We start from the raw sequence: 23,199 nt of genomic DNA, 5'->3' as shown, positions 1-23,199 counted from the left end.
CATCACCCGACAGGGGAGTCCATGGGGCTGGCCGACTATCTTCTCGTTCTGAGAAAGCGATGGGTGACCATCGTGCTGGCAGTCATGGTAGGGCTCGGACTGGGTATCGCCCTCTCGCTCGCTGCGACGCCTCGATACCAGACCTCGTCTCAGGCATTCGTCTCGTTGCGTGACGTGGGCTCGGCGAACGAGCTCGTGGCCGGCGGGACCTTCACCGCTCAGCGCGTCGCGTCCTACTCGGCGCTCGTCACGAGCCCACGAGTGCTGCAGCCCGTGATCGAGGACCTCGGCCTGCAGGACAGTGTGGAGACGTTGGGTGCACGAGTCACCGCGGAGGCGCCGCCGGACACGGTCCTCATCACGATCACCGTGACGGACACGTCGCCCGAGAGCGCCGCCCAGACGGCGGACGCCATCGCCTCGAGCCTTGCGACGGTCGTCTCGGACCTGGAGAAGGCGCCCGAGTCATCGAGCTCCCCTGTCGAGATCTCCACCGTGCGCCAGGCGGTGATCCCCGAGTCGCCGGCGTCGCCCCGCGTGTCGTTGAACCTCGCCCTCGGCGTGATCCTCGGCGCCGTCGTGGGCGTGGGCACAGCGGTCATCAGGGAGCTGTTCGACACCCGGATCAGGACCCAGGCCGAGGTCGAGGAGCTGACCGGCCTTTCGGTGATCGGCTCGATCGCGTTCGACGAGGACGCCGTGACGCGGCCGCTCATCGTCCAGGAGAGCCCACAGAGCCCTCGGGCGGAGGCATTCCGGCGGCTACGCACCAACCTGCAGTTCCTCGAGGTCGACGACGACTCGCGGGCATTCGTGGTGACGTCTGCGCTTCCGGGCGAAGGGAAGTCGACGACCGCGATCAACCTGGCGATCGCACTGGCCGATGCTGGCACTCGAGTCGTGCTCGTCGACGGCGACCTGCGTCGCCCAAGTCTGTCCAGGTACATGGGGCTCGAAGGCACCGTGGGGTTGACGACGGCACTCATCGGTCAGGTCACGGTCGAGGATGCGGTCCAGAGATGGGGCGACCTGAACCTGAACGTCCTGGCGTCGGGGCAGGTGCCGCCGAACCCGAGCGAGCTTCTCGGTTCCGTGCAGATGGCTCACGTCATCGGCGAGCTCAAGGACCGATATGACGTCGTGCTCATCGACTCGGCGCCGCTCGTCCCGGTTACCGACGGCGCGATCCTCGCGCGGCTGACCGGTGGATCGATCCTGGTGGCCGGTGTGGGTGAGCTTCACCGCGCTCACCTTCAAGAGGCCATCGCCTCGCTGCGGAAGGCCGGCGCCCGGATCATGGGAGTCGTCATGAACCGCGTGGACGAGTCCGAACGTGCCGGATACCGCTACAGGTACGACGGCGTCTACACGAGATCCGCGGACGACGTCGTGACCGAGCGATACGACGCTCATGACCGCGGCACCCTTCCGCCTGCCGGCACACGTGCCGAGCAGGAGCGCGTACCGTCACGCGGGAGTGACAGTTCGACCTGGTCCTAGCGGCGTCGCGGCCCGGTGGGCTCAACGGGGGAACCCCAGACGTGCCACCGTGCTCAGCAGTGCGAGGTCTCGGCGCAATGCCGGCCATACCGCGAGCTCGACTCCGGCCACGGCGGCCGCGACGGCCAGACCTGCGGCGAGCTGGAGCCAAGGGCCTTCGGCGGCGACACGAGACGCGACCAGCCCCGCGACGATCGCCGCCGCGCCGTGGGCGCCGAGAACACGGACGCCGACGACCATGAGCGAACCCGACGGCGCGGGTGTGGTCCGCTTTGCCCACCAGATGCTGATCGGCCAGATCGCTGCCCACGAGGCGGCGACCGCGCAGGCCACCGCAAACGGGCTCCAGGCGCTGGCGACGACCGCGGCGACGATGACCAGAGGCCGCGTGGCGAGGGTCAGGCGCAGCATCGACCCGGTGGATCCGACGGTGAGGAACGCCCAGGTCGCCGCCGACCCGGCGATTTGGAATGCACCGGCCACGAGCAGCGCCGCGAGGATCGGCGCCGCAGCGTTCCAACCGGGACCGAACACGATCTCGACGATCGGAAAAGCCAGTGCTGCGCCGAGCGCGCATACCGGCATGGTGCAGTGGAGGAGGACGAGATGGCCGCGCAGCAGGAATCTGCGGAACCTCTGGGGGTCGTGCTGAGTGCGGGCGAGGATGGGGACCGCGACGCGTTGCGCAGGGTGGAGAAGCTGCTGGATTGGGAGGGACATGAACTGGAATGCGCGGTTGTAGATTCCTGCGCTGGTCGGCCCGAACCGCAGTCCCACCACGAGCGTGTCGACCGTGCGGGAGAACTGGATGACCATGCCCGCGGCCAGCATATTGATGCCGTACCTGAGGAACGACGTGACGGAGACCCCGAAGTGGACCGGACCGGGGATCCATGACGCGCGCACGGCGCTGCCGACGCATATCAAGGCAGCGACGGTGAGACTCTGGGCCACGAGCGCCCAGTAGCGACCACCGGCCATGGCGATCACGATGGCGCACGTGAGCCCACCGACCTGCGCGAAAACCTCGATCGTCGCGGTCGCAGTGAACTCAAATCGACGCAGCAGCGACGCGCGGTACTGCGTGGCGATGCCGTTGAAGAGGAACGTGAGCGCCAGCCACCGCGTGATGGCTGTCAACTCGGACTCACCGTAGAGGTGGGCGACGAGGGGCGCGGCGAGTACCGTGACCGCGGCGGCGACGGCACCCAGCAACATGTTGATCCAGAAGAGGTTGTCTCTCTGCTCCTTGGACAGGGTCGGGGCCTGGATGGCAGCGTTCAGCATCCCCGAGTCACGGAGCACGTCGGCGATGCCGACCACCACGAGCACCATGGCGACGAGGCCGAAGTCCGCGGGCTCGAGCAGTCGGGCGAGCACCACGAGAGACGCGGCCTGGACCACGGCTCGGAGGACCTGGCCGACGAAGATCGCCGTCCCCCCCTGCGCGGCGGCACGAGCGAGCTGGTCGCCCCGGCCATGGCCCGGAGCCGGGCCGGTCGTCCGTCGGGAACTCCTCACGGTGTGTCCATGCGCCGGGAGGTCGGTCGTTGCGAGCTCCGAGTTTCGACGAACGAGCTACGCGCTCGTTCGAAGACCGGGCGGATCATCGAGCGGGCCACCAAGCGACCGAGGGCGATCGGGTCTCTCAGCAAGATGTTCCGGTGCCGCACCAGGATCCGACGGAGCGACCGGTCTCGGATGCTGCCCAGGCCGGCCGAGATCGAATCGTCCATGCGATGCAGCACGGCCACAGTGGTGGGAACGTGCACCATCCGGACGGCGGACGTCTCGAGGAGGCTCAGCCACAGATCCCAGTCCTGAAACCGCTGGAGTCCGGGATCGAACCTCACCGTGCGTAGAAGCTCTGCGTCGAGCAGCACCGTCTGGGTGGATGCGACGTTGCGGCGGAGGAGAGCGCGGGCGGGATGGGCGACACGGGTCGGGGGCACGATCTCCCGTGTGCCGTCGCGGTGCAGCACTTCGTGCGAACCGAAGACCATCACCATCGAGCCTGCCAACGGCAGGAGGGCGTCGGTCCAGCCGGGCAGCCACTCGTCGTCGCTGTCCTGGAAGGCGATGAGGTCTCCGCTCGCCAGCGCGATGCCGGTATTCCGGGCGACGGGTGCCCCGAGGTTGGCCTGGCGGACGACTCGGACGCGTCCATCCGTAGCAGCGACAGCTGCGAGCACGCGTGGTGTGTCGTCCGTCGAACCATCGTCGACGACAATGACCTCGTCGACGGGGACGCGCTGCGTCAGGACGCTCCGCAGCGCGCGCTCGATCGTCGCAGCGCGATTGTGGACCGGGATCACCACCGAAACCCGTCTCACGCCCGCTCCGCCCGGGCGGGTCGGCCGGCGTCGCCTCGCGCCACCGAACGTCGAACGACGTCGACGAAAGCCACCGCGACGAAGCGTGCCCAGATTCCGCCATGGACCACGAGATCCTCGACGAACGATCGCCGGAGGTGCTTCCGGTAGAACAGCGACATGCTTCGGTGGAAGTGATAATTCAGACGCACCGACCGAGCGCGCCCCGAGGACGCGCCTTTGAGGTGGATCGCCGTCACTCGCCCGTCGTAGACGACGCGCCACCCGGCAGCGCGCATCCGCACGCACCAGTCGAGGTCCTCCGCGTACATCCAGAAGGTCTCGTCGAGGAGGCCGACGTCCGTGAGGGCGGCTGCGCGCACCAGCATGAACGCCCCGTTCACGGCGTCGACGTCACCGACGTCGTGCTCGTCGAGGTCGGGGGCGGTGTAATCGGAGCCGTGCCGACCTGCCGAGCGGAGGAGAAAGTACCGCAGGGCGACGGCCGGACTCGGGACCCGCCTCTTCGACGCGTGGTCGAAGGAGCCGTTGGGAGTCACCAGTCGGCAGCCGAGAACACCTATCTCGGGTTCGTGTTCGAGTTCGTGCAGGAGGTGCTCGACAACGCCCGGTCGGAGTTCGGTGTCGGGGTTCAGCAGCAGAACAGCGGGGGCCGTGGTGCCGGCGAGGGCGGCGTTGTTCGCCACTGCGAACCCGCTGTTGTCTCTACGACGGTGAAGCAGTACCTCCGGAAACCGATGGGCCACCATGTCGGGCGTGGAGTCGGGCGACGCGTTGTCCACGACGTGCACCTTGGTGCCACGAGGAGCGTGGTGACGTACCGAGGTGAGGCACCGTTCCACGAAAGTTGGGCCGCCGTAGGTGACGATGACGATCTCGAGCGGCGGAACGTCCGGTGCGGGGAGCCCGTTGCCGGAGGTCTGGAGCATCAGGCCACCTGGTTCCGAGGACACGAGCGCATGTGTGCTCCTTCTGGGGCGTCGGACGACCGTGCGTTCTCGGAACCTGAGTGGCGACCTGATTCGACTGTAACGACGGCGATTCGAGGGCGCATGCGCGGGCGACGGGCTCTCCGACAGTCGTCGGCACCCCTTGGGTCACAGGGATTACCCGACGTCGGGCTCCTTTGCTCGGAACGGCCCGCCGGCACCCACACGAACCCACCTCGTCCGGCCGCGGGAGTACGGCATGTAGGCCCACCCGAACGCACAGGCAAGAGCGAAGCGGCTCTTCGCCAGGTGGCACTGGCCCAGGACGACGTCGTCGAACGATCTCGTCAGGTGGCCGGTCGATATGCGCACGAGGGCGGCGACCCCGACGACGACGGCCTTGACGATCTGCCGGCAGACGAGCCTTGCGCGGTCGATCGGTGTGCGCGACGACCGCATGCGGGCCCAGAAGAGGCCCGACTCCAGGTGAGCGATGCGTTGGATGATCCACGTCCGGGTGTATCGGCCCAACGGGATCCCCAGCGTCACGCGCGCGTCGGGTTCACGTGCGAGCTGAGCGCCGAGCAGGGACATCTGATGGGTGAAGAGGGTGTCCGAGCCGGAGAACACGCGGGTATCGAACCGCAGGGAGTGGAGCGCGACGAAGCGCAGGTCGAGGAGGAGGTTGTTGGTCGCGGCGACGGTCAGCCGGTTCCGGTCGTCGTAGGACCGGCGCCACCTGGTACGACCGAAGGGGCGCTCCAGGCCGTCGGGAGTGAAGAACCCGGAGGCCTCCACCCACCGATCGCGGTGTGGCGGCGTGGAGTAGGTCGAGACGCCGGAGACCATCTCCGAGCCGCCGCGGCGCCAGGTCGCGACCAGTGCCGCCAGCCAACCCGCGTGGGGAACGTCGTCGTCGTCGACGAACACCAACGCGTCGGATCCCTGCTCCAGCGCCCACTCGATGGCGCGGTTGCGAGCAGCAGGGATGCCCGGCATCGGTTCATGGACGTACGCGGTGGCGATCGCGTCGTCAGCGAGATGATCGAGGGCATCCTCGTAGTAGGGGAGTGCCTCGCCGTGCGGGTTGTTGTCGACGAGAAGGATGCTGACCTCGGCCTCAGCCGGCAGCGTCTGCGAGGAAAGTCGACTCAGGTGCTCGGCCACCGTGGCGTTGCGGTCGTAGCTCAGGGTCGCGACCGTGATGTGTCCACCCATGGGTTGCAGTCTCCGCTGTCGGACCGTTGGAATGCCGTGCCAGACGTTCGTGAATGCCGAGTCGACCGTCCTCGTACGATAAGCGTTCCGCGCGCGTCCCGACCGCGACGTGGATAGATTGCCGATGTGCTGGAACACACCGCATCGGCTCCGGCCAGAGCGCACGAGGCACTGGTCAGGGCCGCGAGAAGTTCGTGGTCGACCGCGCAGGACGTCAGACGCCTCGCCACACGAATTCTCGAGGATCCACAGCAGTCGCGCTATCTGAGGCGCTGGTTGAGCACCTATCGCCGCAGCACTCTCGACCTTGAGCTTCCTTGGCTGCCTTTCCAGGTGATCGACCGGCTTGACGCCGTGCTCGATCGTTCGTCCCGCGTCTTCGAGTTCGGTGGCGGCGGTTCCACCGTGTGGCTGGCGCGACGGGTCGGCGAGGTGGTCACGGCAGAGCACGATCCGGAGTGGCACGCACTCCTCACCGAGCGCACGCGGCAGTTCGCCGGCGTCACCGTGCTCGATCTCGATATGTCCCCAGGCCTGGACGACTACGTCGCGTCGATCGACGCCTTTCCGGACGGATTCTTCGATCTCGTCGTCGTCGACGGGCGCGAGCGGGTCCGCTGCTTCCACCACGCCCTTCCCAAGGTTCGTCCGGGTGGCGTGCTCATCCTGGACGACTCGCAGCGAGACAGATACGCCCGGGCGTTCGGCATCGCCGGCGAACATCGTCATGTGACGATCCGAGGGCTTGCGCCGTGCAAGACGACGCGGGCGCACACGACGGTATGGACGGTCCGCGACGCCTGAGTTTCCCGGCACAGCGTGCGAGCGTTCCGGAACGAGTCCCGCCTCGTCTACGGTCGTGGACGACTCAGCGGGTCCCGACGAACACCCGCTCGCCCCGGATCAGGCCGAACCGACGGCAGTCGGCGGGCTCTGCGACGAACTCGGACAGGCCGAATCCCGCCCCCTGGATGCGGTCGCGCAGGTCTCGACCGAAGTACCGCACGTGGTCCCTCTGCCCGAACTCGATCCTGCGCTCGCGCGGGTCGGTCACCCTGCGGTCCTCGTAGGAGCTCTCCCAGCCCTCCACGATGGGGACCATCACGATCATGCGCCCGCCCGGGGCCAGGACGCGGTGCATCTCCGTGAGTGCGAGGCGGTCGTCGACGTGCTCCAGGACGTGGGAGCACACGATCACGTCGAACGACCCGTCGTCGAGGTCGATGGCCTCGATGTCGATCCGTAGGTCCGCGAGGCGTGCGTCGATGTCGGCGGAGACGACGTTCCCGGGGGTTGCGTCGTCGAGCAGACGCGCGACCTGAGGTTCGGGCGCGAAGTGGAGGACGCGATCGCCGCGCCGGACGAGCTCTTGTCGTTCCACGGCGAGCTTGAGCAGGCGGTGGCGCTCGAACGACCTGCACACCCTGCACTTGGCATCGAGACGGGGCGGGTCGCCTGCGGGCGAGAAACGTCCTTGGTAGCCGCAGAACGAGCATTCCCGGGAGGTCACGCCCCTGAGCATCCGGACGCTCGACAGCGCGAGGAACCTGGCATCGGCCGCGATGCTCCGCAGTCGTTCCGGCGTGCTCTGCCTCCGTGGGGTCGAACGCGGGGGTCGCGGTGTGACCGCCTGCACCACTCGTCCTGGTTCCATGACACCAGCCTTCGCGCACGTGACCTGAGTTCGGTGTTGCTCGCCCCTGTCGGGCTGCCGGGTGACGGCTTGCGCGGACGACTGGCGTTCCGCTGCAGCGAGCGTATCCCTGGGCCTCGATGCCGACCTCTCGGCGACCCGCGACGGGCACGAGCTGTCCGCGCGCGTGCTCCGTACGCTGGGTACCGTCGGCAGGCATCGGTCGCGGCACCGGACGGAGGTTCGCTAGTGCCCAACCCGCCATCTGTCTCGCGTACCCCGAGCCGCTCGAGCTTCGGAGAGGTCAGGCCGGGCCCGCGCGCCACTGTGCTGATCGTCGGTCTGGCGGGGCTCGTCGGGGGCTGCGGATGGGGCGGCCCGGCACCTCAGCAGACGGACGCGCCCGCGAATACGCGGACCGCACGGGATGTCGCGTCGGTGGCCGGCTACTCCGCCGGGCTGGAAGACCTGGTCTCCGCCGAACGCCAGGCGGAGGGCCTCGACCCGCTGACCCACGACGAGTGCGCCGCGTCGGTTGCGGCGAGTCGTGCGGACGAGCTGGTCGGCGCGGCGGAGCTGGAGCACCGGCCGCTGGACGACGCTCTGGAGGAGTGCGCCGTGGAGCTCGCGGCGGAGAACCTGTCGCGCACGAGCGAGCCGCCGGCGGAGGTCGTCGAGGCATGGCTGGCGTCGGCCGGCCACGCGGAGAACATCCGTAACCCTCGCTTTGCCCGTGCGGCCGTCGCGTGCGCCCAGGACGGCGAGGAGCGCGCAGAGCCCCGTATGGTGTGCGTCCAGGTCTTCCTCGCCGAGTGACGTTCATCCCGGGCAACGGGGCGACCGGCTCCGCGACCTGGGGCGACGTGCAACACGGGCGTGAATTCGGCGTCACGATGCGGCAACGACGCCGGGTGGCCTTCACACGATCTGCCATGATTCTGCCCATGGCGAACCAGACCACCGCGCCGCCGCAGGGCGAGCTGAGCGCGATCGACCGCTTCTTCAAGATCACCGAACGAGGCTCCACCATCGGCGCGGAGATCCGCGGCGGTCTGGTGACCTTCTTCGCGATGAGCTACATCATCGTGCTCAACCCGCTGATCATCGGCACCGTGCCCGACGGCACGGGCCAGGTGCTCGGCGGCGGCACCGAGGCCACGCCGGAGACGCTCGGCATGGTCGCCGCCGCGACCGCGCTGATCGCCGGCGTCGCGACGCTCCTCATGGGCGTCTTCGCGAACTACCCCCTCGGCCTGGCCGCAGGCCTCGGCCTCAACGCCGTCGTCGCGTACTCCATCGCCGGCCTGCCGAACGTCACCTGGGCCGACGCCATGGGGCTCGTGGTGATCGAGGGCGTCATCATCCTGATCCTCGTGCTCACCGGGTTCCGGGAGGCCGTGTTCAACGCGGTGCCCGTGGAGCTCAAGACGGCGATCAGCGTCGGCATCGGCATGTTCATCGCGCTGGTCGGCCTCGTCAACGCCGGCTTCGTCGTGCCCGGCGAGGGCACCGTCGTCGCGCTCGGCAACCTCGGCACGTGGCCGATGCTCGTGTTCGTCGTCGGCCTCGTCCTCACCATCGTCCTGTTCGTGCGCAAGGTGCGCGGCGCCATGCTCGTCGCGATCATCACGGCGACGGCGCTCGCCGTCGTGCTGGAGAACACGCTGCACATCGGCGCCAAGAGCGCGGAGAACCCTGACGGCTTCAACCTCAACGCGCCCACCTTCTCGGGCGTGGTCACGACGCCGGACCTCGGCCTGATCGGCCAGTTCTCCCTGCTCGGCTCGTTCCAGAACATCGCGGCGGTGTCCGTGGTCCTCATCGTCTTCTCGCTGCTCATCGCGGACTTCTTCGACACGATGGGCACGATGGTCGCCGTCGGCTCCGAGGGGAAGCTCCTCGACAAGGACGGCAACCCGCCTCGCACGCGCGCCATCCTCGTGGCCGACTCGCTCGCCGCGGTCCTGGGCGGCGTCGGCAGCACGTCGTCCAACACCGCGTACGTGGAGTCGACGACGGGCGTCGGTGCCGGCGCGCGTACCGGCTTCGCCGCCGTCGTCACCGGCGTCCTGTTCCTGCTCGCGACGTTCCTGTCGCCCGTCGTCGCGCTGGTGCCCTACGAGGCCGCCGCGCCCGCCCTCGTCTTCGTGGGCTACCTGATGATGGCGCAGGTCGCGGGCATCTCGTGGCGCAACGTGGAGATCGCCATCCCGGCGTTCCTCACGATCATCATCATGCCGTTCACGTACTCCATCGCCGACGGCATCGGCGCCGGCTTCATCGCCTTCGTGATCATCAAGCTCGCGCTCGGCAAGGTGCGCCAGATCCACGCGCTCATGTGGGTGGCCGCGGCCATGTTCCTCGTCTACTTCACGCTCGAGCCCATCCAGGCGGCACTGGGTCTCTGACGTCGCGCCCCGACGGCCCCGGACGGTCCTCGCGACCGGCCGGGGCCGTCGTGCTGTCCGGGAGTTCCGGCCTCGTCCGACGTCCGCGCGCGACCTAGAGTGAGCGCGGGGCGTCCTGGGGCGCCTCGTCGTCCCACGGATGCCTCGATGAAGGGCAGCGAACGTGCAGGTCTCGGTGATCGGTCTGGGGTATCTCGGTGCGGTGCACGCCGCGAGCCTGGCGCAGCTGGGCCACGACGTCGTGGGCGTCGACGTCGACGCCGAGCGGGTGGACGCGCTGGCCGCGGGCAAGGCGCCGTTCTTCGAGCCAGGGCTGGACGAGCTGTTGTCGCAGGTCATGGGCACGGGCCGGCTGACCGTCTCGACCGACATGGCTGCGGTCGCCGGGTCACAGGTGCACTTCGTGTGCGTCGGGACGCCCCAGCGGAAGGACGGCCCCGCGGCCGACCTCGCCTTCGTGGACGCCGCGGTGGACGAGCTGGTCGAGTACCTCGCGGCGGGTGAAATCGTCGTCGGCAAGTCCACCGTCCCGGTGGGCACGGCGCGCCGACTCGCGGGCGTCGTCGCGGCGGCGCGGCCCGGGGCGGTGCTCGCCTGGAACCCGGAGTTCCTGCGCGAGGGCTTCGCCGTGCAGGACACGCTGCACCCCGACCGCCTCGTCTACGGCGTGCCCGACGGCGCGGCGGGGGAGCGCGCCACGGCAACGCTCGACGCCGTCTACGCCCGGCCGCTCGCCGAGGGCGTGCCGCGGATCGTCACGGACTACTCGACGGCCGAGCTGGTGAAGGTGGCCGCCAACTCGTTCCTCGCCACCAAGATCTCCTTCATCAACGCCATGGCCGAGCTGTGCGAGGTGGCGGGGGGCGACGTCGCCCGCCTCGCGGACGCGATCGGCCACGACGCGCGCATCGGGCGCCGCTTCCTCAACGCCGGCCTGGGCTTCGGGGGAGGCTGCCTCCCCAAGGACATCCGCGCCTTCCGCGCCCGCGCCGACGAGCTCGGGGCGGGCGACGCCGTCGCCTTCCTCGGCGAGGTGGACGCCATCAACACGCGCCGTCGTACCCGCATGGTGGACCTCGCGTCCGAGGTGCTCGGCGGGATGGTGGAGGGCGCCGAGGTCACGGTGCTCGGCGCCGCGTTCAAGCCCGACAGCGACGACGTCCGCGACTCGCCGGCCCTCGACGTCGCGGCCCGCCTGGCGGAGCTGGGCGCCGTCGTGACGGTGCACGACCCGCAGGCCATCGACAACGCCCGCGCGAAGCAGCCGCACCTGCACTACGAGCGGGACCTGGAGGCCGCGCTCGCCGGCGCGGACGCCGTCCTCCTCCTCACGGAGTGGAAGCAGTACCGCGACCTCGACCCGGAGCACGTGGGCACGCTGGTCGCGCAGCGCACGATCCTCGACGGCCGCAACGCCCTGGACCGCGCCGCGTGGACCGGGGGCGGCTGGCAGTATCGTGCTCTCGGCCGGCGCTGAGCCGGTCGTCCCCTCCACAGATGGGTTCAGGTCCTCATGCGGGTTCTGGTCACCGGTGGCGCCGGTTTCATCGGGGCGAACTTCGTCCAGCAGACGGTCGCGGAGCGCCCGGACGCCGTGGTGACGGTGCTGGATGCGTTGACGTACGCCGGCGACCTGTCGTCGTTGGCCCCGGTCGCGGACCGGGTGAACTTCGTCCAGGGGTCCGTCACCGACGCGGAGGCGGTGGACGGCCTCGTCGGCGACGCGGACGTCGTCGTGCACTTCGCCGCGGAGTCGCACAACGACAACTCGCTGGCGGACCCGTCGCCGTTCGTGCAGACCAACGTGGTGGGCACGTTCACGCTGCTCGAGGCGGTGCGCCGCCACGGGGTGCGGTACCACCACATCTCCACGGACGAGGTCTACGGCGACCTGCCGCTGGAGGGCGACGAGAAGTTCACCCCGACCACGCCGTACAACCCGTCGAGCCCGTACTCGTCGACGAAGGCCGGCTCGGACCTGCTGGTGCGCGCCTGGGTGCGCTCGTTCGGCATCGAGGCCACGATCTCGAACTGCTCGAACAACTACGGCCCGTACCAGCACGTGGAGAAGTTCATCCCGCGGCAGGTCACCAACCTCATCGACGGGGTCCGCCCGCGCCTGTACGGGGCGGGGCTGAACGTGCGCGACTGGATCCACGTCCACGACCACAACACCGCCGTGTGGGCGATCATCGACCGCGGCCGGGTCGGCGAGACGTACCTCATCGGCGCCGACGGCGAGACGAACAACCTCGAGGTGGTGCGCACCCTGAACGAGCTGTTCGGGCGCGACGCGGACGACTTCGACCACGTCGCCGACCGCCCGGGGCACGACCTGCGCTACGCGATCGACGCCACGAGGCTGCGCACCGAGCTCGGTTGGACCCCGCAGTTCACCGACTTCCGCACCGGACTCGCCGCGACCGTCGACTGGTACCGCGCGCACGAGGACTGGTGGCGCCCCGCCAAGGCCGCCGTCGAGGCCAGGTACGCCAGCACCGGCCAGTAGGACCGGGAGGAGCCGCGCGGCGTCAGCCGCGCAACGACGCGACGAAGTCCTGCACGGCGTCGTGGGTGGGCAGCAGGCCCTGGGCCTTCGCCTCGGCCAGGCCGGGGGCGGCGGTGTCCTTGTCGGACAACTGCGCGACCAGCGGCGAGCCGTCGCGGGCCGTCGTGGGCCACTCGATGCCGACCTCCGGGTCCAGGGGGTGGATGCCGTGCTCGTGGCCGGGGTTGTAGCCCGCGGAGCACAGGTAGAGCACGGTCGAGCCGTCCTCCAGGGACATGAACGCGTGGCCCAGGCCCTCGCCGAGGTAGATGGCGCGCCGGTCGACGTCGTCGAGCAGGACGGAGTCCCACCGCCCGAAGGTGGGCGAGCCGACGCGGAGGTCGACGACGACGTCGAGGACGGCACCCTTCGCGCAGGTGACGTACTTGGCCTGGCCGGGCGGCACGTCGGCGAAGTGGATGCCGCGCAGCACGCCGGCGGCGGACACCGAGGCGTTGGCCTGCTGCAGGTCGAGCCGGTGGCCGACGGCCTCGGCGAACGGTCCGGACCGGAACCACTCGAGGAAGACACCGCGCGGGTCGCCGTGCTGCTGCGGGGTGATCTCGTAGGCGCCGGGGACGGCCAGCTCGCGGATCTGCACGGGGCGCTCCTTCGCGGGGTCGGCCAGGTTTCGACGACGGGTCGGGCCCGTAGGATCCTACGGTGACCGAGACCACGACGGCACCGCCCGCCACCTCCGCGTCGCGACGCTGGCTGGTCGTCGGCGCCACGGGAATGCTGGGGACCGACCTGCTGGCCCGTCTCGGGGACGCCGGGGCGGACGTCGTCGGGCTACGTCGGGCGGACCTCGACGTCACGGACGCCGACGCCGTCCTGGCCGCGGCCCGCGGGTTCGACGTCGTGGTCAACGCCGCCGCGTGGACGGCGGTCGACGACGCCGAGGCCCACGAGGCCGAGGCGTTCCGCGTCAATGCGACCGGAGCCGCGAATCTCGCGCGGGCCGCGCACGCGGCGGGCGCCCGCCTGGTGCAGGTGTCCACGGACTACGTGTTCGACGGCGCCGCCACCGCGCCCTACGACGAGGACGCGCCGCTCGCGCCCGTGTCCGCGTACGGGCGCACCAAGGCTGCGGGGGAGTGGGCCGTGCGCGCGGAGGCGCCGGACCACCTGATCGTGCGGACCGCCTGGCTGTACGGGGCGCACGGCGGCTGCTTCCCGAGGACGATGGCGCGCCTCGGCGCCGAGAGGGACCGTCTCGCGGTCGTGGACGACCAGGTCGGCCAGCCCACCTGGACGCGCGACCTGACCGACCTGATCGCCCGCCTCGTCGAGGCGGGGGTCCCGGCGGGCACGTACCACGGCACGGCCTCGGGGCGGACGTCGTGGTTCGGGTTCGCCCGCCGCGTCCTCGCGTCCGCGAGCTTGGACACCCCGCTGGAGCCCACGACGTCCGACGCGTTCGTGCGCCCCGCGCCGCGGCCGGCGTTCTCCGTGCTCGGCCACGACGCCCTACGGGCTGCCGGCGTCGAGCCCATCGGCGACTGGGCGGAGCGCTGGGACGCCGCCGCGGCCGAGGTGCTCGCCTGACGGGTGCTCGCCCGAGCCTGCCGGGCTACTGCTCGAGCAGGCCGAGCAGGTAGGTGCCGTAGCCGGACTTCACGAGGGCCTCGGCGCGGACGCGCAGCTCGTCGTCGGACAGGAAGCCGCGCCGCCACGCGACCTCCTCGGGCGCGCCCACCTTGAGGCCCTGGCGGCGCTCGATCGTGCGGACGAAGTCGGACGCCTCCAGCAGCGAGTCGAACGTGCCCGTGTCGAGCCAGGCCGTGCCGCGGGGCAGGACCTCCACGTGCAGGTCCCCGCGGTCGAGGTAGGTGCGGTTGACGTCCGTGATCTCGTACTCGCCGCGCGCCGACGGCTGGAGGCCCTTGGCGATCTCGACCACGTCGTTGTCGTAGAAGTAGAGGCCCGGCACGGCGTAGCTCGATTTCGGCCGCGCCGGCTTCTCCTCCAGCGACACGGCGCGCCCGTCGGCGTCGAACTCGACCACGCCGTACGCCGTCGGGTCCGCGACCCGGTAGGCGAACACGGCGCCGCCCTCGACCGAGGTGAACTTCTGCAGCTGGTCGCCCAGGCCCTGGCCGTAGAAGATGTTGTCGCCGAGCACCAGCGCCGCAGCGTCGGACCCGAGGAAGTCCTCGCCGAGCACGAACGCCTGCGCCAGCCCGTTCGGCACCTGCTGCACGGCATAGGCGATCGAGATGCCGAACTGCGACCCGTCGCCCAGGAGGCGCCGGAACTGCGCGGCGTCGTGCGGCGTGGTGATCACCAGCACGTCGCGGATGCCCGCGAGCAGCAGCGTCGACAGCGGGTAGTAGATCATCGGCTTGTCGAAGACCGGCACCAGCTGCTTGCTCACCCCGAGGGTGATCGGGTGCAGCCGGGTGCCGCTGCCGCCCGCCAGGATGATTCCGCGCATCGTTGGTGTCCCTCCGCCGGTCCAGTCCTCACGAACACGTCAGCACGTGGTCCGTGCCGTCCGACGCGACGTCGTCGTGAGCACCATCGTGTCCCTCGTCGGGGCCCGGCACGAGCCCGGCGTGCTGAAAGGCCCGACACCCGCGGTGCACACGGCGCACACCGTACTGGACTTCGTCGGACGGGTGGGCCGGGTCACTCACCAGGCGGGGAATAGAACGATTCGATAGTCTGTTGCCACGGTCGACGACACCCCGAGGAGAAGGAGATCCGTGGCCCCCGCGAGCGACGAACCAGCCGGGGAGCTCGATCGATGAGCGCCACCTTCTCCTCCCTGAAGTACACGAACTACCGCATCTGGTTCGCGGCAGCACTCGTCGCCAACGTCGGCACGTGGATGCAGCGCATCGCCCAGGACTGGATCGTCCTCACCGACCTCAGCGACGACTCGGGCATCGCCGTCGGCCTCACCACGGCCCTCCAGTTCGTGCCGTTCCTGCTGCTCTCCCCGTGGGCGGGCGTGCTCGCCGACCGGCTGCCGCGCCGTCGTCTCCTCATGGCCACCCAGGGCGGGATGGGCGTGCTGGCGCTCGCTCTCGGTGCCCTCGTGCTGTCCGGCCGGGCGGAGCTGTGGCACGTCTACGTCTTCGCGCTCCTGCTCGGCGTCGTGTCCGCGCTGGACAACCCCGCGCGCCAGACCTTCGTCGCCGACAGGGTGCCGGCCGACAAGCTGCCGAACGCCGTCGGCCTGAACAGCGCGTCGTTCAACGCCGCGCGCCTCATCGGCCCCGGCGTGGCCGGGCTGCTCATCGCCGCCGTCGGCGCCGGCTGGGTCTTCATGATCAACGGCGTGACCTTCGGGGCGACGATCGCGGCCCTGGCCCTCATGCGAGTCCGCGAGCTGCGGCCCCAGCCGGCCGCGCCGCGCGCCAAGGGTCAGATCCGCGAGGGCGTGCAGTACGTGCGCCGGCGGTCCGACATCGTCGTGATCATGGTCGTGATGTTCGTCGTCTCGACGTTCGGGCTGAACTTCCAGCTCACCTCCGCGCTCATGGCGCGGGTCGAGTTCGGGCGCGGGGCCAGCGAGTACGGCATCCTCGGCTCGGTCCTCGCGATCGGCTCCCTCGCGGGAGCCCTGCTCGCCGCGCGCCGGGACCGCCCGCGGGTGCGCCTGGTCATCGGCTCGGCATTCGCCTTCGCGCTCTCGACGGCGGTGCTCGGCCTCATGCCGACCTACCCGGCGTTCGTCGTCGCGTGCATCCCGGTGGGGCTGTCGTCGCTCACGATGATGACGGCGGCCAACAGCGCGCTCCAGGTGTCCACGGACCCGGCGATGCGGGGCCGGGTCATCGCCCTGTACGTGATGGTCTTCCAGGGCGCGACGCCGATCGGCTCGCCCATCGTCGGCTGGATCGGCGAGGCGTGGGGCCCGCGCTGGTCGATCCTCGTGGGCTCGATCGCCACGTTCCTCGTCGCCGCCGGCGCGACCGCCTGGGCGGTACGGCGCTGGCACCTGCGGGTGCGCTACCGGGTGCTGTCGCGCCCGCACCTCGAGGTCGTCTACCTCGACCGCGAGGTGCTCGAGGGCGTCACCACGCGCGACGGCGTGCGGCGCGAGCTGAGCCGCGCCGACGCCGAGCGGGTGCCGACGACGGCCTGACGGCGTCGGGCCGCCGCGGCGGCGCGCTCAGTGCCGGTGCGTGGCCGGCTCCCGGCGCGAGGCGCGCCGCGCCGGCGGGGTGATCCCGTTCGCGCGCCGCTGCATCCGGGCCTCGAACTCCTGCTGGTCCCGCATCTCCTCCTCGTTCGGCCACATCAGGACGACGAAGATGAGCGCGACCGTGAGCGCCGCGATCCCGAGGATGAGCGGGCCGAGCAGGTCGATGGCGGTCGTGCCGGTCGTCGGCACGCCCGAGGCCCCCGTGATCGTCAGGGCGGCCATGCCGGTGTAGTGCATGCCGCTGACGGCGACGCCCATGATGAGGGCCGCACCGAACGTCGCGGCGCGGCCGCGCACGTTCACGCTGAGCCAGAGGGCCGCCGTCGCCGCGACGATCGCGATGAGCACGGAGAGCCCCACCACGGGCAGGGAGAACTCCATGTGGCCCGTCATCCGCATGGCCGCGATGCCCATGTAGTGCATCGCCGCGACGCCGAGCCCGGCGACGATGCCGCCGGAGACCAGCCACAGGGGGCGGTCGCCCGCGAAGCCGACCAGGAACAGCCCCAGCGCGACGACGACCACGGCCACGAGGGCGCTGAGGACCGTCTGCGGGACGTCGTAGTTGATCGTCATGTCGGTGACCGTGAAGCCGAGCATGGCGATGAAGTGCATGACCCAGACGCCCGTGCCGCCGATGGCGACGGAGGCCACCAGCAGCCAGGCCGCGCGGGTCTTCGTGTCCGTCGCGGCGCGGGCTCGCGCCGTCGCGGACAGGCCGGTGGCCGCCCCGAGGCACGACGCGGCGTACGCGAGCAGCGGGGTGATCAGCCCGTAGGTGAAATGGTGCATCTCCGGCATGCGGGGCCTCCCGGCAACATCGCCCGTCTGTGACGAGGCGGCACGTTATCAGCCCGTGACCTAACGGGTGAAAAATGCTCGCTGAACTGGGACGATGTGAGGCGTGCTCGGGAGGCCCCGCCGGCGAGGGCGTCAGCCGAGGTGTGCCACCACGTGGTCGACGCAGGCGGTGAGGGCCCGGACGTCGTCGGGCTCGACGGCGGGGAACACCCCCACGCGCAGCTGGTTGCGGCCGAGCTTGCGGTACGGGAACACGTCGATGACGCCGTTCTCGCGCAGGACGCGGACGACGGCGGCGGCGTCGATCGCGTCGTCCAGGTCGATCGTCGCGACGACCGTGGACCGCTCGGCCGGGTCGGCGACGAACGGCGTCGCCCAGTCGCGCGCGTCGGCCCAGTCGTAGAGCACGCCCGCGGACTCCGCGGTACGGGCGCTCGACCACGCGAGGCCGCCCGACCCCAGGAGCCACTCGACCTGCTCGGCGAGCAGCACCAGCGTCGCGACCGCGGGCGTGTTCAGCGTCTGGTCGAGGCGCGAGTTGGCGAGCGCGGTCGTCAGGGACAGGAACTCCGGCACCCACCGCCCGGTAGCGGTCCCGGCGGACGCCTCCACGCGCTCGGCGCGCTCGACCGCGGCCGGCGAGCAGACCGCGAGCCACAGGCCGCCGTCGGCCGCGAAGACCTTCTGCGGGCCGAAGTAGTAGACGTCGGTGTCGGCGACGTCCACCGGCAGCGCGCCCGCGCCCGACGTCGCGTCCACGAGGAGCAGGGCCCCGTCGGCGCGGGCGCCGGGCACCTGCCGCACCGGCGCCATCGCGCCGGTCGAGGTCTCGTTGTGCGGCGTCGCGTACACGTCCACGCCGTCGACCGGCGTGAGGTGCGCTACGGTGCCCGGCTCGGCCGACACCACGTCCGGGTCGGCGAGGAAGGGTGCGCGCGTCGTCGCCGCGGCGAACTTCCCGCCGAACTCCCCGAACACCGCGTGCTGTGCACGGCGCTCGACGAGGCACGCCGCGGCGACCTCCCAGAACGCCGACGCGCCACCGTTGCCGAGGGCCACCTCGTATCCGTCGGGCAGGGCGAACAGCTCGCCGAGGCCCGTGCGGACGCGCCGCACGAGGTCCTTCACGGCCGGCTGCCGGTGCGACGTCCCCAGCACCGGGGCCGCCGGGTCGCCCGAGGCCGCCAGCGCGGCGACCTGGGCGGGGCGCACCTTGGACGGGCCGGAGCCGAAGCGGCCGTCGGCCGGAAGGAGCGACGCCGGGATGACGACGCTCGGGTGGCTCGAAGGGCTCGGGTGGCTCGACGCAGCGGGCATGGTGTCTCCGGTTCCGGGCGAGTGGGAGCGGGTCGTCGGTGGGGCAGGGCAGGATGTCTCGTCAGGAGTGCGCACGACGGCGCCGCGCGACCCGGCCTGCGCCCACGCGTGCGAATAGACTAGGCCGCGCCGAATGACGGGAGTGGACGTGACCGACCTGATCGACACCACCGAGATGTACCTCAAGACGATCTACGAGCTCGGTGAGGAGGGCATCCCGCCGCTCCGCGCCCGCATCGCCGAGCGACTGGGGCACTCCGGGCCGACGGTGTCGCAGACGGTGGCGCGCATGGAGCGCGACGGTCTCGTCGTCGTGACGGGGGACCGCCACCTGGAGCTCACCGAGGCGGGGCAGACCAAGGCGACCCGCGTGATGCGCAAGCACCGGCTCGCCGAGCGGCTCCTCACGGACGTCATCAAGCTCGACTGGGAGCACGTGCACACCGAGGCGTGCCGCTGGGAGCACGTGATGAGCGACCTCGTCGAGAAGCGGCTCGTCACCCTGCTCGACCACCCCCATGCCGACCCGTACGGCAACCCGATCCCGGGTCTGTCCGAGCTGGGGGAGCAGTACAAGGACGTCCCGTTCCTCGAGGGCGTGCAGTCCCTGCCCGGCGTGCTCGAGGCGCGCAGGGCGAAGGGCCTGGCGGACGGCGACGGCGTCGAGCTGGTGCTCCAGCGGATCGCCGAGCCGCTCCAGGTGGACATCGAGCTGCTGGCGCGTCTCGCCGAGTCCGGTCTCGTGCCGGGCGCGCAGATCGTCGCGCGCACCGCCGGCGACGACGTCGCGGTCGAGGTCGAGGGGTCCGGCATCGTGCTCGACCTGCCCGAGGAGCTGGCGAAGCACCTGTTCGTCGCGAGCCGCTGACCTGCGGTCCGGCTCCTGAGCCGGGGCGGCACGCCACATCGTGACCGCAGCGTGACATCGCCCGGGGTTGTCCGGTACGGTCGGGGCGCTCGTCGGAGTTCATCCTGCGAGCGCTCGACCGGACCGCCGAACCCTGCCACCGGCCGAGCTCCACGGACATCCGCACGGCAGGAGCGGGGGACCCACTTCGGGCGTCGGTGACGGCGTCCTTGGGGTGAAGCCGGACGGGCCCGGTCACGGGCACGGACGGCCGGGTGTTTCTCCCACCCGAACCCGACAGCTGACCTCGCAGGCGACAGGAGAGGTAGACACGTGAGCGCACGCACGAACCACGGCCGGCACCGCGCCGCCCGTCGTCCGATCGCCCTCGCCCCGTCCGGCGTCGCCGGCCGCCGTGTGGCCGTGGCCGCCGCCGCCGGTGGCCTCCTGGTCTCGACCTTCGCCAGCGCCGGCGCCGCGCAGGCCGCCCCGGTCGACACCGACGCCGCCAAGAAGCTCAGCACCGTCGACCTCGGTGCCCTGACCGACCAGGCCCGCGAGGCCCTCGAGGCGGCCCCGGTCGTCACCGTCGACGCCAAGGCCAAGGTCGACGTCGAGAAGGTCACCGCGAAGATCGCGGCCGGCGCCGAGATCACCCCGGCCCCGGAGCCCGAGCCGGAGCCGGAGCCCGTCGTCGAGGAGTCGTCGGTCGACGCGGACCGCTCCACCAGCACCGTCTCCCGCTCCGAGGAGCGCGCCGAGGTCGAGACCGCCGTCCCGGCGTCCGCCAACGGCTCGGCCATCGTCTCCATCGCGATGCGCTACGTGGGCGTCCCGTACGTCTCCGGCGGCTCCAGCCCGTCCGGCTTCGACTGCTCCGGCCTGACGCAGTACGTCTACGCGCAGGTCGGCATCAACCTCCCGCGCACCTCGTCCGCGCAGCGCAACGCCGGCACCGTCGTCTCCGCCTCCGAGGCGAAGCCGGGCGACCTGGTCTGGACCCCGGGTCACGTCGCGATCTACGCCGGTGACGGCATGCAGATCGACGCCCCGAAGCCGGGCGACGTCGTGAAGTACCGCGCCATCTGGCAGTCGAACCCCACGTTCATCCGCGTCGGCTGAGTCTGTCCGACACGTCACACGGAGCCCCGCCGCGCCCTTGCGCGGCGGGGCTTCGTCGTGCGCGGGTAACCGGTTCGACCTGGGCGGACGCGCGTCCAGGAGCGTCGTCCACAGACGCTGTGACCGAAACGTGACATCGCCTCGCGCGTCCGCTACGGTGTCAACCACTCGGCGGGTGATCCGCCGGGTCTCGACCGGAACGCCGAGCCCTGCAGCCGGTCGGGGACCTTGACCGCACGCAGGGGCGGGGGACCCAATTTCGGGCGCTGTTCCACGGCGTCCTTGGGGTGAAGTCGCACGGACCTGGTCCGTGAGGCCGGGTGTTTCTCCCACCCGAACCCGACAGCTGACCTCGTAGGCGACAGGAGAGGGAACACGTGAACGCACGTACCACGCGCGCCCGGCACCGTGCCGCGCGCCGTCCGCTCGGCGGGCTGGTCCAGAGCGTCGGCTCCTCGGTGACCGGCCGTCGGGCCGTCGTCGCCGCAGCCGCCGGCGGACTGCTCGTCTCGACCTTCGCCAGCGCGAGCGCCGCCCAGGCGGCCCCGGTCGACACCGACTCGGCGAAGAAGCTCAGCACCGTCGATCTGGGCGCCCTGAGCGACCAGGCCCGCGAGGCGCTCGAGGCGGCTCCGGTCGTCACGGTCGAGTCCAAGGCCAAGGTCGACATGGAGACCATCAACAAGAAGATCGCGGCCAAGGCCGAGATCACCCCGGCGCCTGAGCCCGAGCCGGAGCCGGAGCCCGTCGTCGAGGAGCAGAGCACCGAGCGCTCCACCGAGACCGCCTCGCGCTCCGCGGAGCGCGAGGAGGCGCCGGCGGCTGCCGAGACCTCGTCCAACTCGTCGCTCGGCCAGCAGGCCGTGTCGATCGCGATGCGCTACATCGGCACGCCCTACGTCGTCGGCGGCGCCAGCCCGTCCGGCTTCGACTGCTCGGGCCTCACGTCCTACGTCTACGGCCAGCTCGGCATCGACCTGCCCCGTACCTCGTCGGACCAGCGCTACGCGGGCAAGCAGATCCCGTTCTCCGAGCTGCAGCCGGGTGACCTCATCTGGAGCCCCGGCCACATCGGCATCTACGCGGGCGACGGGATGGTCGTCGAGGCCTCCCGCCCGATCAACTGGGAGACCGGCTACCACAAGATGTGGCAGTCCGAGTCGGAGGCCGTCGCGCTGCGCGTGTTCTGACGCCGCCCGGCCGACTGGCCGCACCTGGACGCCGTCGACCCCCGTGCCCACCGGCACGGGGGTCGACGTGTCTGGCGTCGCTTTGCTGTGACTTGCGCGATCCTTTCGCTACGCTTGAACCAGGCGCCCTCGACGACGAGGGCGAGTTCCTCGCCAGCGGACAGGAGGCGCGAGATGACACGGCCTGAGGTCGTCCTGGTAGGTGTCGACGGGTCTGCAGCCAGCCTGCACGCCCTCGACTGGGCTGCCGCGTACGCGCGGCGTGTGGGGTGGGGGCTGCACGTCGTCTGTTCCTACTCGTTGCCGTCGTTCACGGCCGCTTCGCTCGACGGCGGGTACGCCGCCCTGGACGACACCGCGATCCAGGAGGGCGCCAAGGCGGTCCTCGCCGAGGCGGAGGAACGGGTCGCCGCCAGCGGGGTCCCCGTGACCGGCACCGTCGCGACGGGGGACGCGGCAGGCGTGCTCGTCGAGATGTCGCGGGAGCACGCGCTCGCCGTCGTGGGCACGCGGGGCAAGGGCGGGTTCACCGAGCGGCTGCTCGGCACCGTCTCCTCGGCCCTGCCGGCGCACGCGCACTGCCCCACGGTGGTGGTGCCGTACCGCGGCGACGGGGGCGGCAGCACCGACGCCGCGGATCGCCGCGACGGCGACGTGGTGCACGAGGTACGCCGCATCGTGGTGGGCGTCGACGGGTCGCCGTCGGCCGAGGTCGCGCTGAAGCACGCCGTCTCGCAGGCGAAGGCGTGGGACGCGGAGCTCGTCGCGGTCGCCGGGGTGCCGCTCGGCGGCGGGGCGGGGATCCTGGCGTGGCTGCCGTCGCAGATCGACCACGAGACGGTCCTGGCCGACGTCAAGGCCGGCCTCGACGTCACCGTGGACCGTGCCCAGGCGGCGAACCCGGGCATGACGATCAAGCGGCACGTGCTCGACGGGACGGGTGCCGAGCTCCTCACCGAGTTCTCCACCGGGGCGGACCTCGTCGTGGTCGGCTCTCGCGGCCGCGGCGGGTTCCGCGGCCTGCTGCTCGGGTCCACCAGCCAGGCGGTGCTGCACCACTCCGCCTGCCCGGTGCTGGTCGTGACGCGAAAGTGCGACGAGGAGCTCAGCGAGGACGGCGCCGACTCCGCCTCCGCCGCCTGAGTGTCGTGAGCATGGTTCTGGCCCGCTTCCCATCTCTGAAAAGGGCCAAAAACC

Annotated in this window: 21 protein-coding genes and 2 riboswitches; of the genes, 12 read left to right on the top strand and 9 right to left on the bottom strand. The window is 71.0% G+C overall.

Going from position 1 to position 23,199, the window contains the following annotated elements; genetic code table 11:
- Window positions 1–21: 21 nt before the first annotated feature.
- Entirely contained in the window at window positions 22–1,500 is a 1,479-nt protein-coding gene (locus ACFVS0_RS04970) for a polysaccharide biosynthesis tyrosine autokinase (RefSeq protein ID WP_430587331.1), read from the top strand.
- Between the two features lie 21 nt (window positions 1,501–1,521).
- Here ACFVS0_RS04970 and ACFVS0_RS04965 read toward each other — a convergent pair whose 3' ends face one another.
- The 4 genes from ACFVS0_RS04965 to ACFVS0_RS04950 all read right to left on the bottom strand — a co-directional run bounded on the left by ACFVS0_RS04965 (window position 1,522) and on the right by ACFVS0_RS04950 (window position 5,980).
- Window positions 1,522–3,021 carry a lipopolysaccharide biosynthesis protein gene (locus tag ACFVS0_RS04965; RefSeq protein WP_430587330.1) on the bottom strand — a complete coding sequence of 500 codons (1,500 nt, stop codon included), beginning with the start codon at window positions 3,019–3,021 and terminating at the stop codon, window positions 1,522–1,524.
- Window positions 3,018–3,818: a glycosyltransferase family 2 protein gene (locus ACFVS0_RS04960; RefSeq protein ID WP_430587329.1), complete on the bottom strand. Its 801-nt coding sequence runs from the start codon at window positions 3,816–3,818 to the stop codon at window positions 3,018–3,020. The genes ACFVS0_RS04965 and ACFVS0_RS04960 overlap by 4 nt, the downstream gene beginning before the upstream one ends.
- Window positions 3,819–3,829: 11 nt before the next feature.
- Window positions 3,830–4,762: a glycosyltransferase family 2 protein gene (locus ACFVS0_RS04955; RefSeq protein WP_430587328.1), complete on the bottom strand. Its 933-nt coding sequence runs from the start codon at window positions 4,760–4,762 to the stop codon at window positions 3,830–3,832.
- A gap of 177 nt (window positions 4,763–4,939) precedes the next feature.
- On the bottom strand, window positions 4,940–5,980 hold the full coding sequence (locus ACFVS0_RS04950) for a glycosyltransferase family 2 protein (RefSeq protein ID WP_430587327.1): 1,041 nt from the start codon (window positions 5,978–5,980) through the stop codon (window positions 4,940–4,942).
- Between the two features lie 126 nt (window positions 5,981–6,106).
- Between ACFVS0_RS04950 and ACFVS0_RS04945 the strand changes: the two genes are divergently transcribed.
- Complete coding sequence (locus ACFVS0_RS04945; protein WP_430587326.1) at window positions 6,107–6,784, top strand: O-methyltransferase; 678 nt, start codon at window positions 6,107–6,109, stop codon at window positions 6,782–6,784.
- A 64-nt stretch (window positions 6,785–6,848) separates the two neighbouring features.
- On the opposite strand, the gene ACFVS0_RS04940 is transcribed toward ACFVS0_RS04945, so the two are convergent.
- On the bottom strand, window positions 6,849–7,619 hold the full coding sequence (locus ACFVS0_RS04940) for a class I SAM-dependent methyltransferase (RefSeq protein ID WP_430587325.1): 771 nt from the start codon (window positions 7,617–7,619) through the stop codon (window positions 6,849–6,851).
- 432 nt (window positions 7,620–8,051) lie between these two features.
- On the opposite strand from ACFVS0_RS04940, the gene ACFVS0_RS04935 reads away from it, so the two are divergent.
- The 4 genes from ACFVS0_RS04935 (at window position 8,052) to rfbB (ending at window position 12,530) form a co-directional block, all read left to right on the top strand.
- Window positions 8,052–8,429 (top strand): CAP domain-containing protein, encoded by a 378-nt coding sequence (locus ACFVS0_RS04935; RefSeq protein WP_430587324.1) that lies wholly within the window; start codon window positions 8,052–8,054, stop codon window positions 8,427–8,429.
- Between the two features lie 128 nt (window positions 8,430–8,557).
- Complete coding sequence (locus ACFVS0_RS04930) at window positions 8,558–10,021, top strand: NCS2 family permease (protein ID WP_430548650.1); 1,464 nt, start codon at window positions 8,558–8,560, stop codon at window positions 10,019–10,021.
- A 163-nt stretch (window positions 10,022–10,184) separates the two neighbouring features.
- The gene (locus ACFVS0_RS04925) at window positions 10,185–11,498 is read left to right on the top strand and encodes a UDP-glucose dehydrogenase family protein (protein WP_430587323.1); all 1,314 of its coding nucleotides are present in this window, start codon (window positions 10,185–10,187) and stop codon (window positions 11,496–11,498) included.
- 36 nt (window positions 11,499–11,534) lie between these two features.
- Window positions 11,535–12,530 carry a dTDP-glucose 4,6-dehydratase gene (rfbB, locus tag ACFVS0_RS04920; protein ID WP_430587322.1) on the top strand — a complete coding sequence of 332 codons (996 nt, stop codon included), beginning with the start codon at window positions 11,535–11,537 and terminating at the stop codon, window positions 12,528–12,530.
- Between the two features lie 22 nt (window positions 12,531–12,552).
- Here the strand turns inward: rfbB and ACFVS0_RS04915 are convergent, their stop codons facing one another.
- Window positions 12,553–13,170: a dTDP-4-dehydrorhamnose 3,5-epimerase family protein gene (locus ACFVS0_RS04915; RefSeq protein ID WP_430564085.1), complete on the bottom strand. Its 618-nt coding sequence runs from the start codon at window positions 13,168–13,170 to the stop codon at window positions 12,553–12,555.
- 62 nt (window positions 13,171–13,232) lie between these two features.
- Between ACFVS0_RS04915 and rfbD the strand changes: the two genes are divergently transcribed.
- Window positions 13,233–14,117, top strand: coding sequence for a dTDP-4-dehydrorhamnose reductase (gene rfbD / locus ACFVS0_RS04910; protein WP_430587321.1), 885 nt, complete (start codon window positions 13,233–13,235; stop codon window positions 14,115–14,117).
- A gap of 25 nt (window positions 14,118–14,142) precedes the next feature.
- Here the strand turns inward: rfbD and rfbA are convergent, their stop codons facing one another.
- A complete protein-coding gene (gene rfbA / locus ACFVS0_RS04905) occupies window positions 14,143–15,006 on the bottom strand; it encodes a glucose-1-phosphate thymidylyltransferase RfbA (RefSeq protein WP_430587320.1) in 864 nt (287 codons plus the stop codon).
- 312 nt (window positions 15,007–15,318) lie between these two features.
- Between rfbA and ACFVS0_RS04900 the strand changes: the two genes are divergently transcribed.
- Window positions 15,319–16,665: an MFS transporter gene (locus ACFVS0_RS04900; protein WP_430587319.1), complete on the top strand. Its 1,347-nt coding sequence runs from the start codon at window positions 15,319–15,321 to the stop codon at window positions 16,663–16,665.
- Window positions 16,666–16,692: 27 nt separating this feature from the next.
- On the opposite strand, the gene ACFVS0_RS04895 is transcribed toward ACFVS0_RS04900, so the two are convergent.
- Both ACFVS0_RS04895 and serC read right to left on the bottom strand, forming a co-directional pair.
- Entirely contained in the window at window positions 16,693–17,526 is an 834-nt protein-coding gene (locus ACFVS0_RS04895) for an MHYT domain-containing protein (protein ID WP_430548657.1), read from the bottom strand.
- A gap of 132 nt (window positions 17,527–17,658) precedes the next feature.
- Entirely contained in the window at window positions 17,659–18,843 is a 1,185-nt protein-coding gene (gene serC, locus ACFVS0_RS04890) for a phosphoserine transaminase (RefSeq protein ID WP_430586383.1), read from the bottom strand.
- 148 nt (window positions 18,844–18,991) lie between these two features.
- Here serC and ACFVS0_RS04885 point away from each other — a divergent pair, with 148 nt between their 5' ends.
- The 4 genes from ACFVS0_RS04885 (at window position 18,992) to ACFVS0_RS04870 (ending at window position 23,145) form a co-directional block, all read left to right on the top strand.
- The gene (locus tag ACFVS0_RS04885) at window positions 18,992–19,711 is read left to right on the top strand and encodes a metal-dependent transcriptional regulator (RefSeq protein WP_430548659.1); all 720 of its coding nucleotides are present in this window, start codon (window positions 18,992–18,994) and stop codon (window positions 19,709–19,711) included.
- Window positions 19,712–19,842: 131 nt separating this feature from the next.
- Window positions 19,843–20,020, top strand: a riboswitch (cyclic di-AMP (ydaO/yuaA leader).
- Window positions 20,021–20,023: 3 nt separating this feature from the next.
- The gene (locus ACFVS0_RS04880; protein WP_430548660.1) at window positions 20,024–20,812 is read left to right on the top strand and encodes a C40 family peptidase; all 789 of its coding nucleotides are present in this window, start codon (window positions 20,024–20,026) and stop codon (window positions 20,810–20,812) included.
- A gap of 190 nt (window positions 20,813–21,002) precedes the next feature.
- A riboswitch (cyclic di-AMP (ydaO/yuaA leader) is annotated at window positions 21,003–21,189 on the top strand.
- Window positions 21,190–22,002 carry a C40 family peptidase gene (locus tag ACFVS0_RS04875; protein ID WP_430548661.1) on the top strand — a complete coding sequence of 271 codons (813 nt, stop codon included), beginning with the start codon at window positions 21,190–21,192 and terminating at the stop codon, window positions 22,000–22,002.
- Window positions 22,003–22,176: 174 nt separating this feature from the next.
- Window positions 22,177–23,145 (top strand): universal stress protein, encoded by a 969-nt coding sequence (locus ACFVS0_RS04870; RefSeq protein ID WP_430548662.1) that lies wholly within the window; start codon window positions 22,177–22,179, stop codon window positions 23,143–23,145.
- The last annotated feature ends 54 nt before the right edge of the window (window positions 23,146–23,199 follow it).

This window comes from Isoptericola sp. NPDC058082 (assembly GCF_042885055.1).
Taxonomy (GTDB): Bacteria; Actinomycetota; Actinomycetes; order Actinomycetales; family Cellulomonadaceae; genus Isoptericola.
This window is presented reverse-complemented; position numbering and strand designations above follow the sequence as displayed.

What these genes read in the sequence shown, in the direction of transcription:
- ACFVS0_RS04955 (WP_430587328.1), bottom strand. Translation starts at nt 4,762, where the DNA reads ATGCTCCAGACCTCCGGCAACGGGCTCCCCGCACCGGACGTTCCGCCG.
- ACFVS0_RS04895 (WP_430548657.1), bottom strand. Translation starts at nt 17,526, where the DNA reads ATGCCGGAGATGCACCATTTCACCTACGGGCTGATCACCCCGCTGCTC.
- ACFVS0_RS04900 (WP_430587319.1), top strand. Translation starts at nt 15,319, where the DNA reads ATGAGCGCCACCTTCTCCTCCCTGAAGTACACGAACTACCGCATCTGG.
- rfbB (WP_430587322.1), top strand. Translation starts at nt 11,535, where the DNA reads ATGCGGGTTCTGGTCACCGGTGGCGCCGGTTTCATCGGGGCGAACTTC.
- ACFVS0_RS04950 (WP_430587327.1), bottom strand. Translation starts at nt 5,980, where the DNA reads ATGGGTGGACACATCACGGTCGCGACCCTGAGCTACGACCGCAACGCC.
- ACFVS0_RS04930 (WP_430548650.1), top strand. Translation starts at nt 8,558, where the DNA reads ATGGCGAACCAGACCACCGCGCCGCCGCAGGGCGAGCTGAGCGCGATC.
- ACFVS0_RS04970 (WP_430587331.1), top strand. Translation starts at nt 22, where the DNA reads ATGGGGCTGGCCGACTATCTTCTCGTTCTGAGAAAGCGATGGGTGACC.
- ACFVS0_RS04870 (WP_430548662.1), top strand. Translation starts at nt 22,177, where the DNA reads ATGACACGGCCTGAGGTCGTCCTGGTAGGTGTCGACGGGTCTGCAGCC.
- serC (WP_430586383.1), bottom strand. Translation starts at nt 18,843, where the DNA reads ATGCCCGCTGCGTCGAGCCACCCGAGCCCTTCGAGCCACCCGAGCGTC.
- rfbA (WP_430587320.1), bottom strand. Translation starts at nt 15,006, where the DNA reads ATGCGCGGAATCATCCTGGCGGGCGGCAGCGGCACCCGGCTGCACCCG.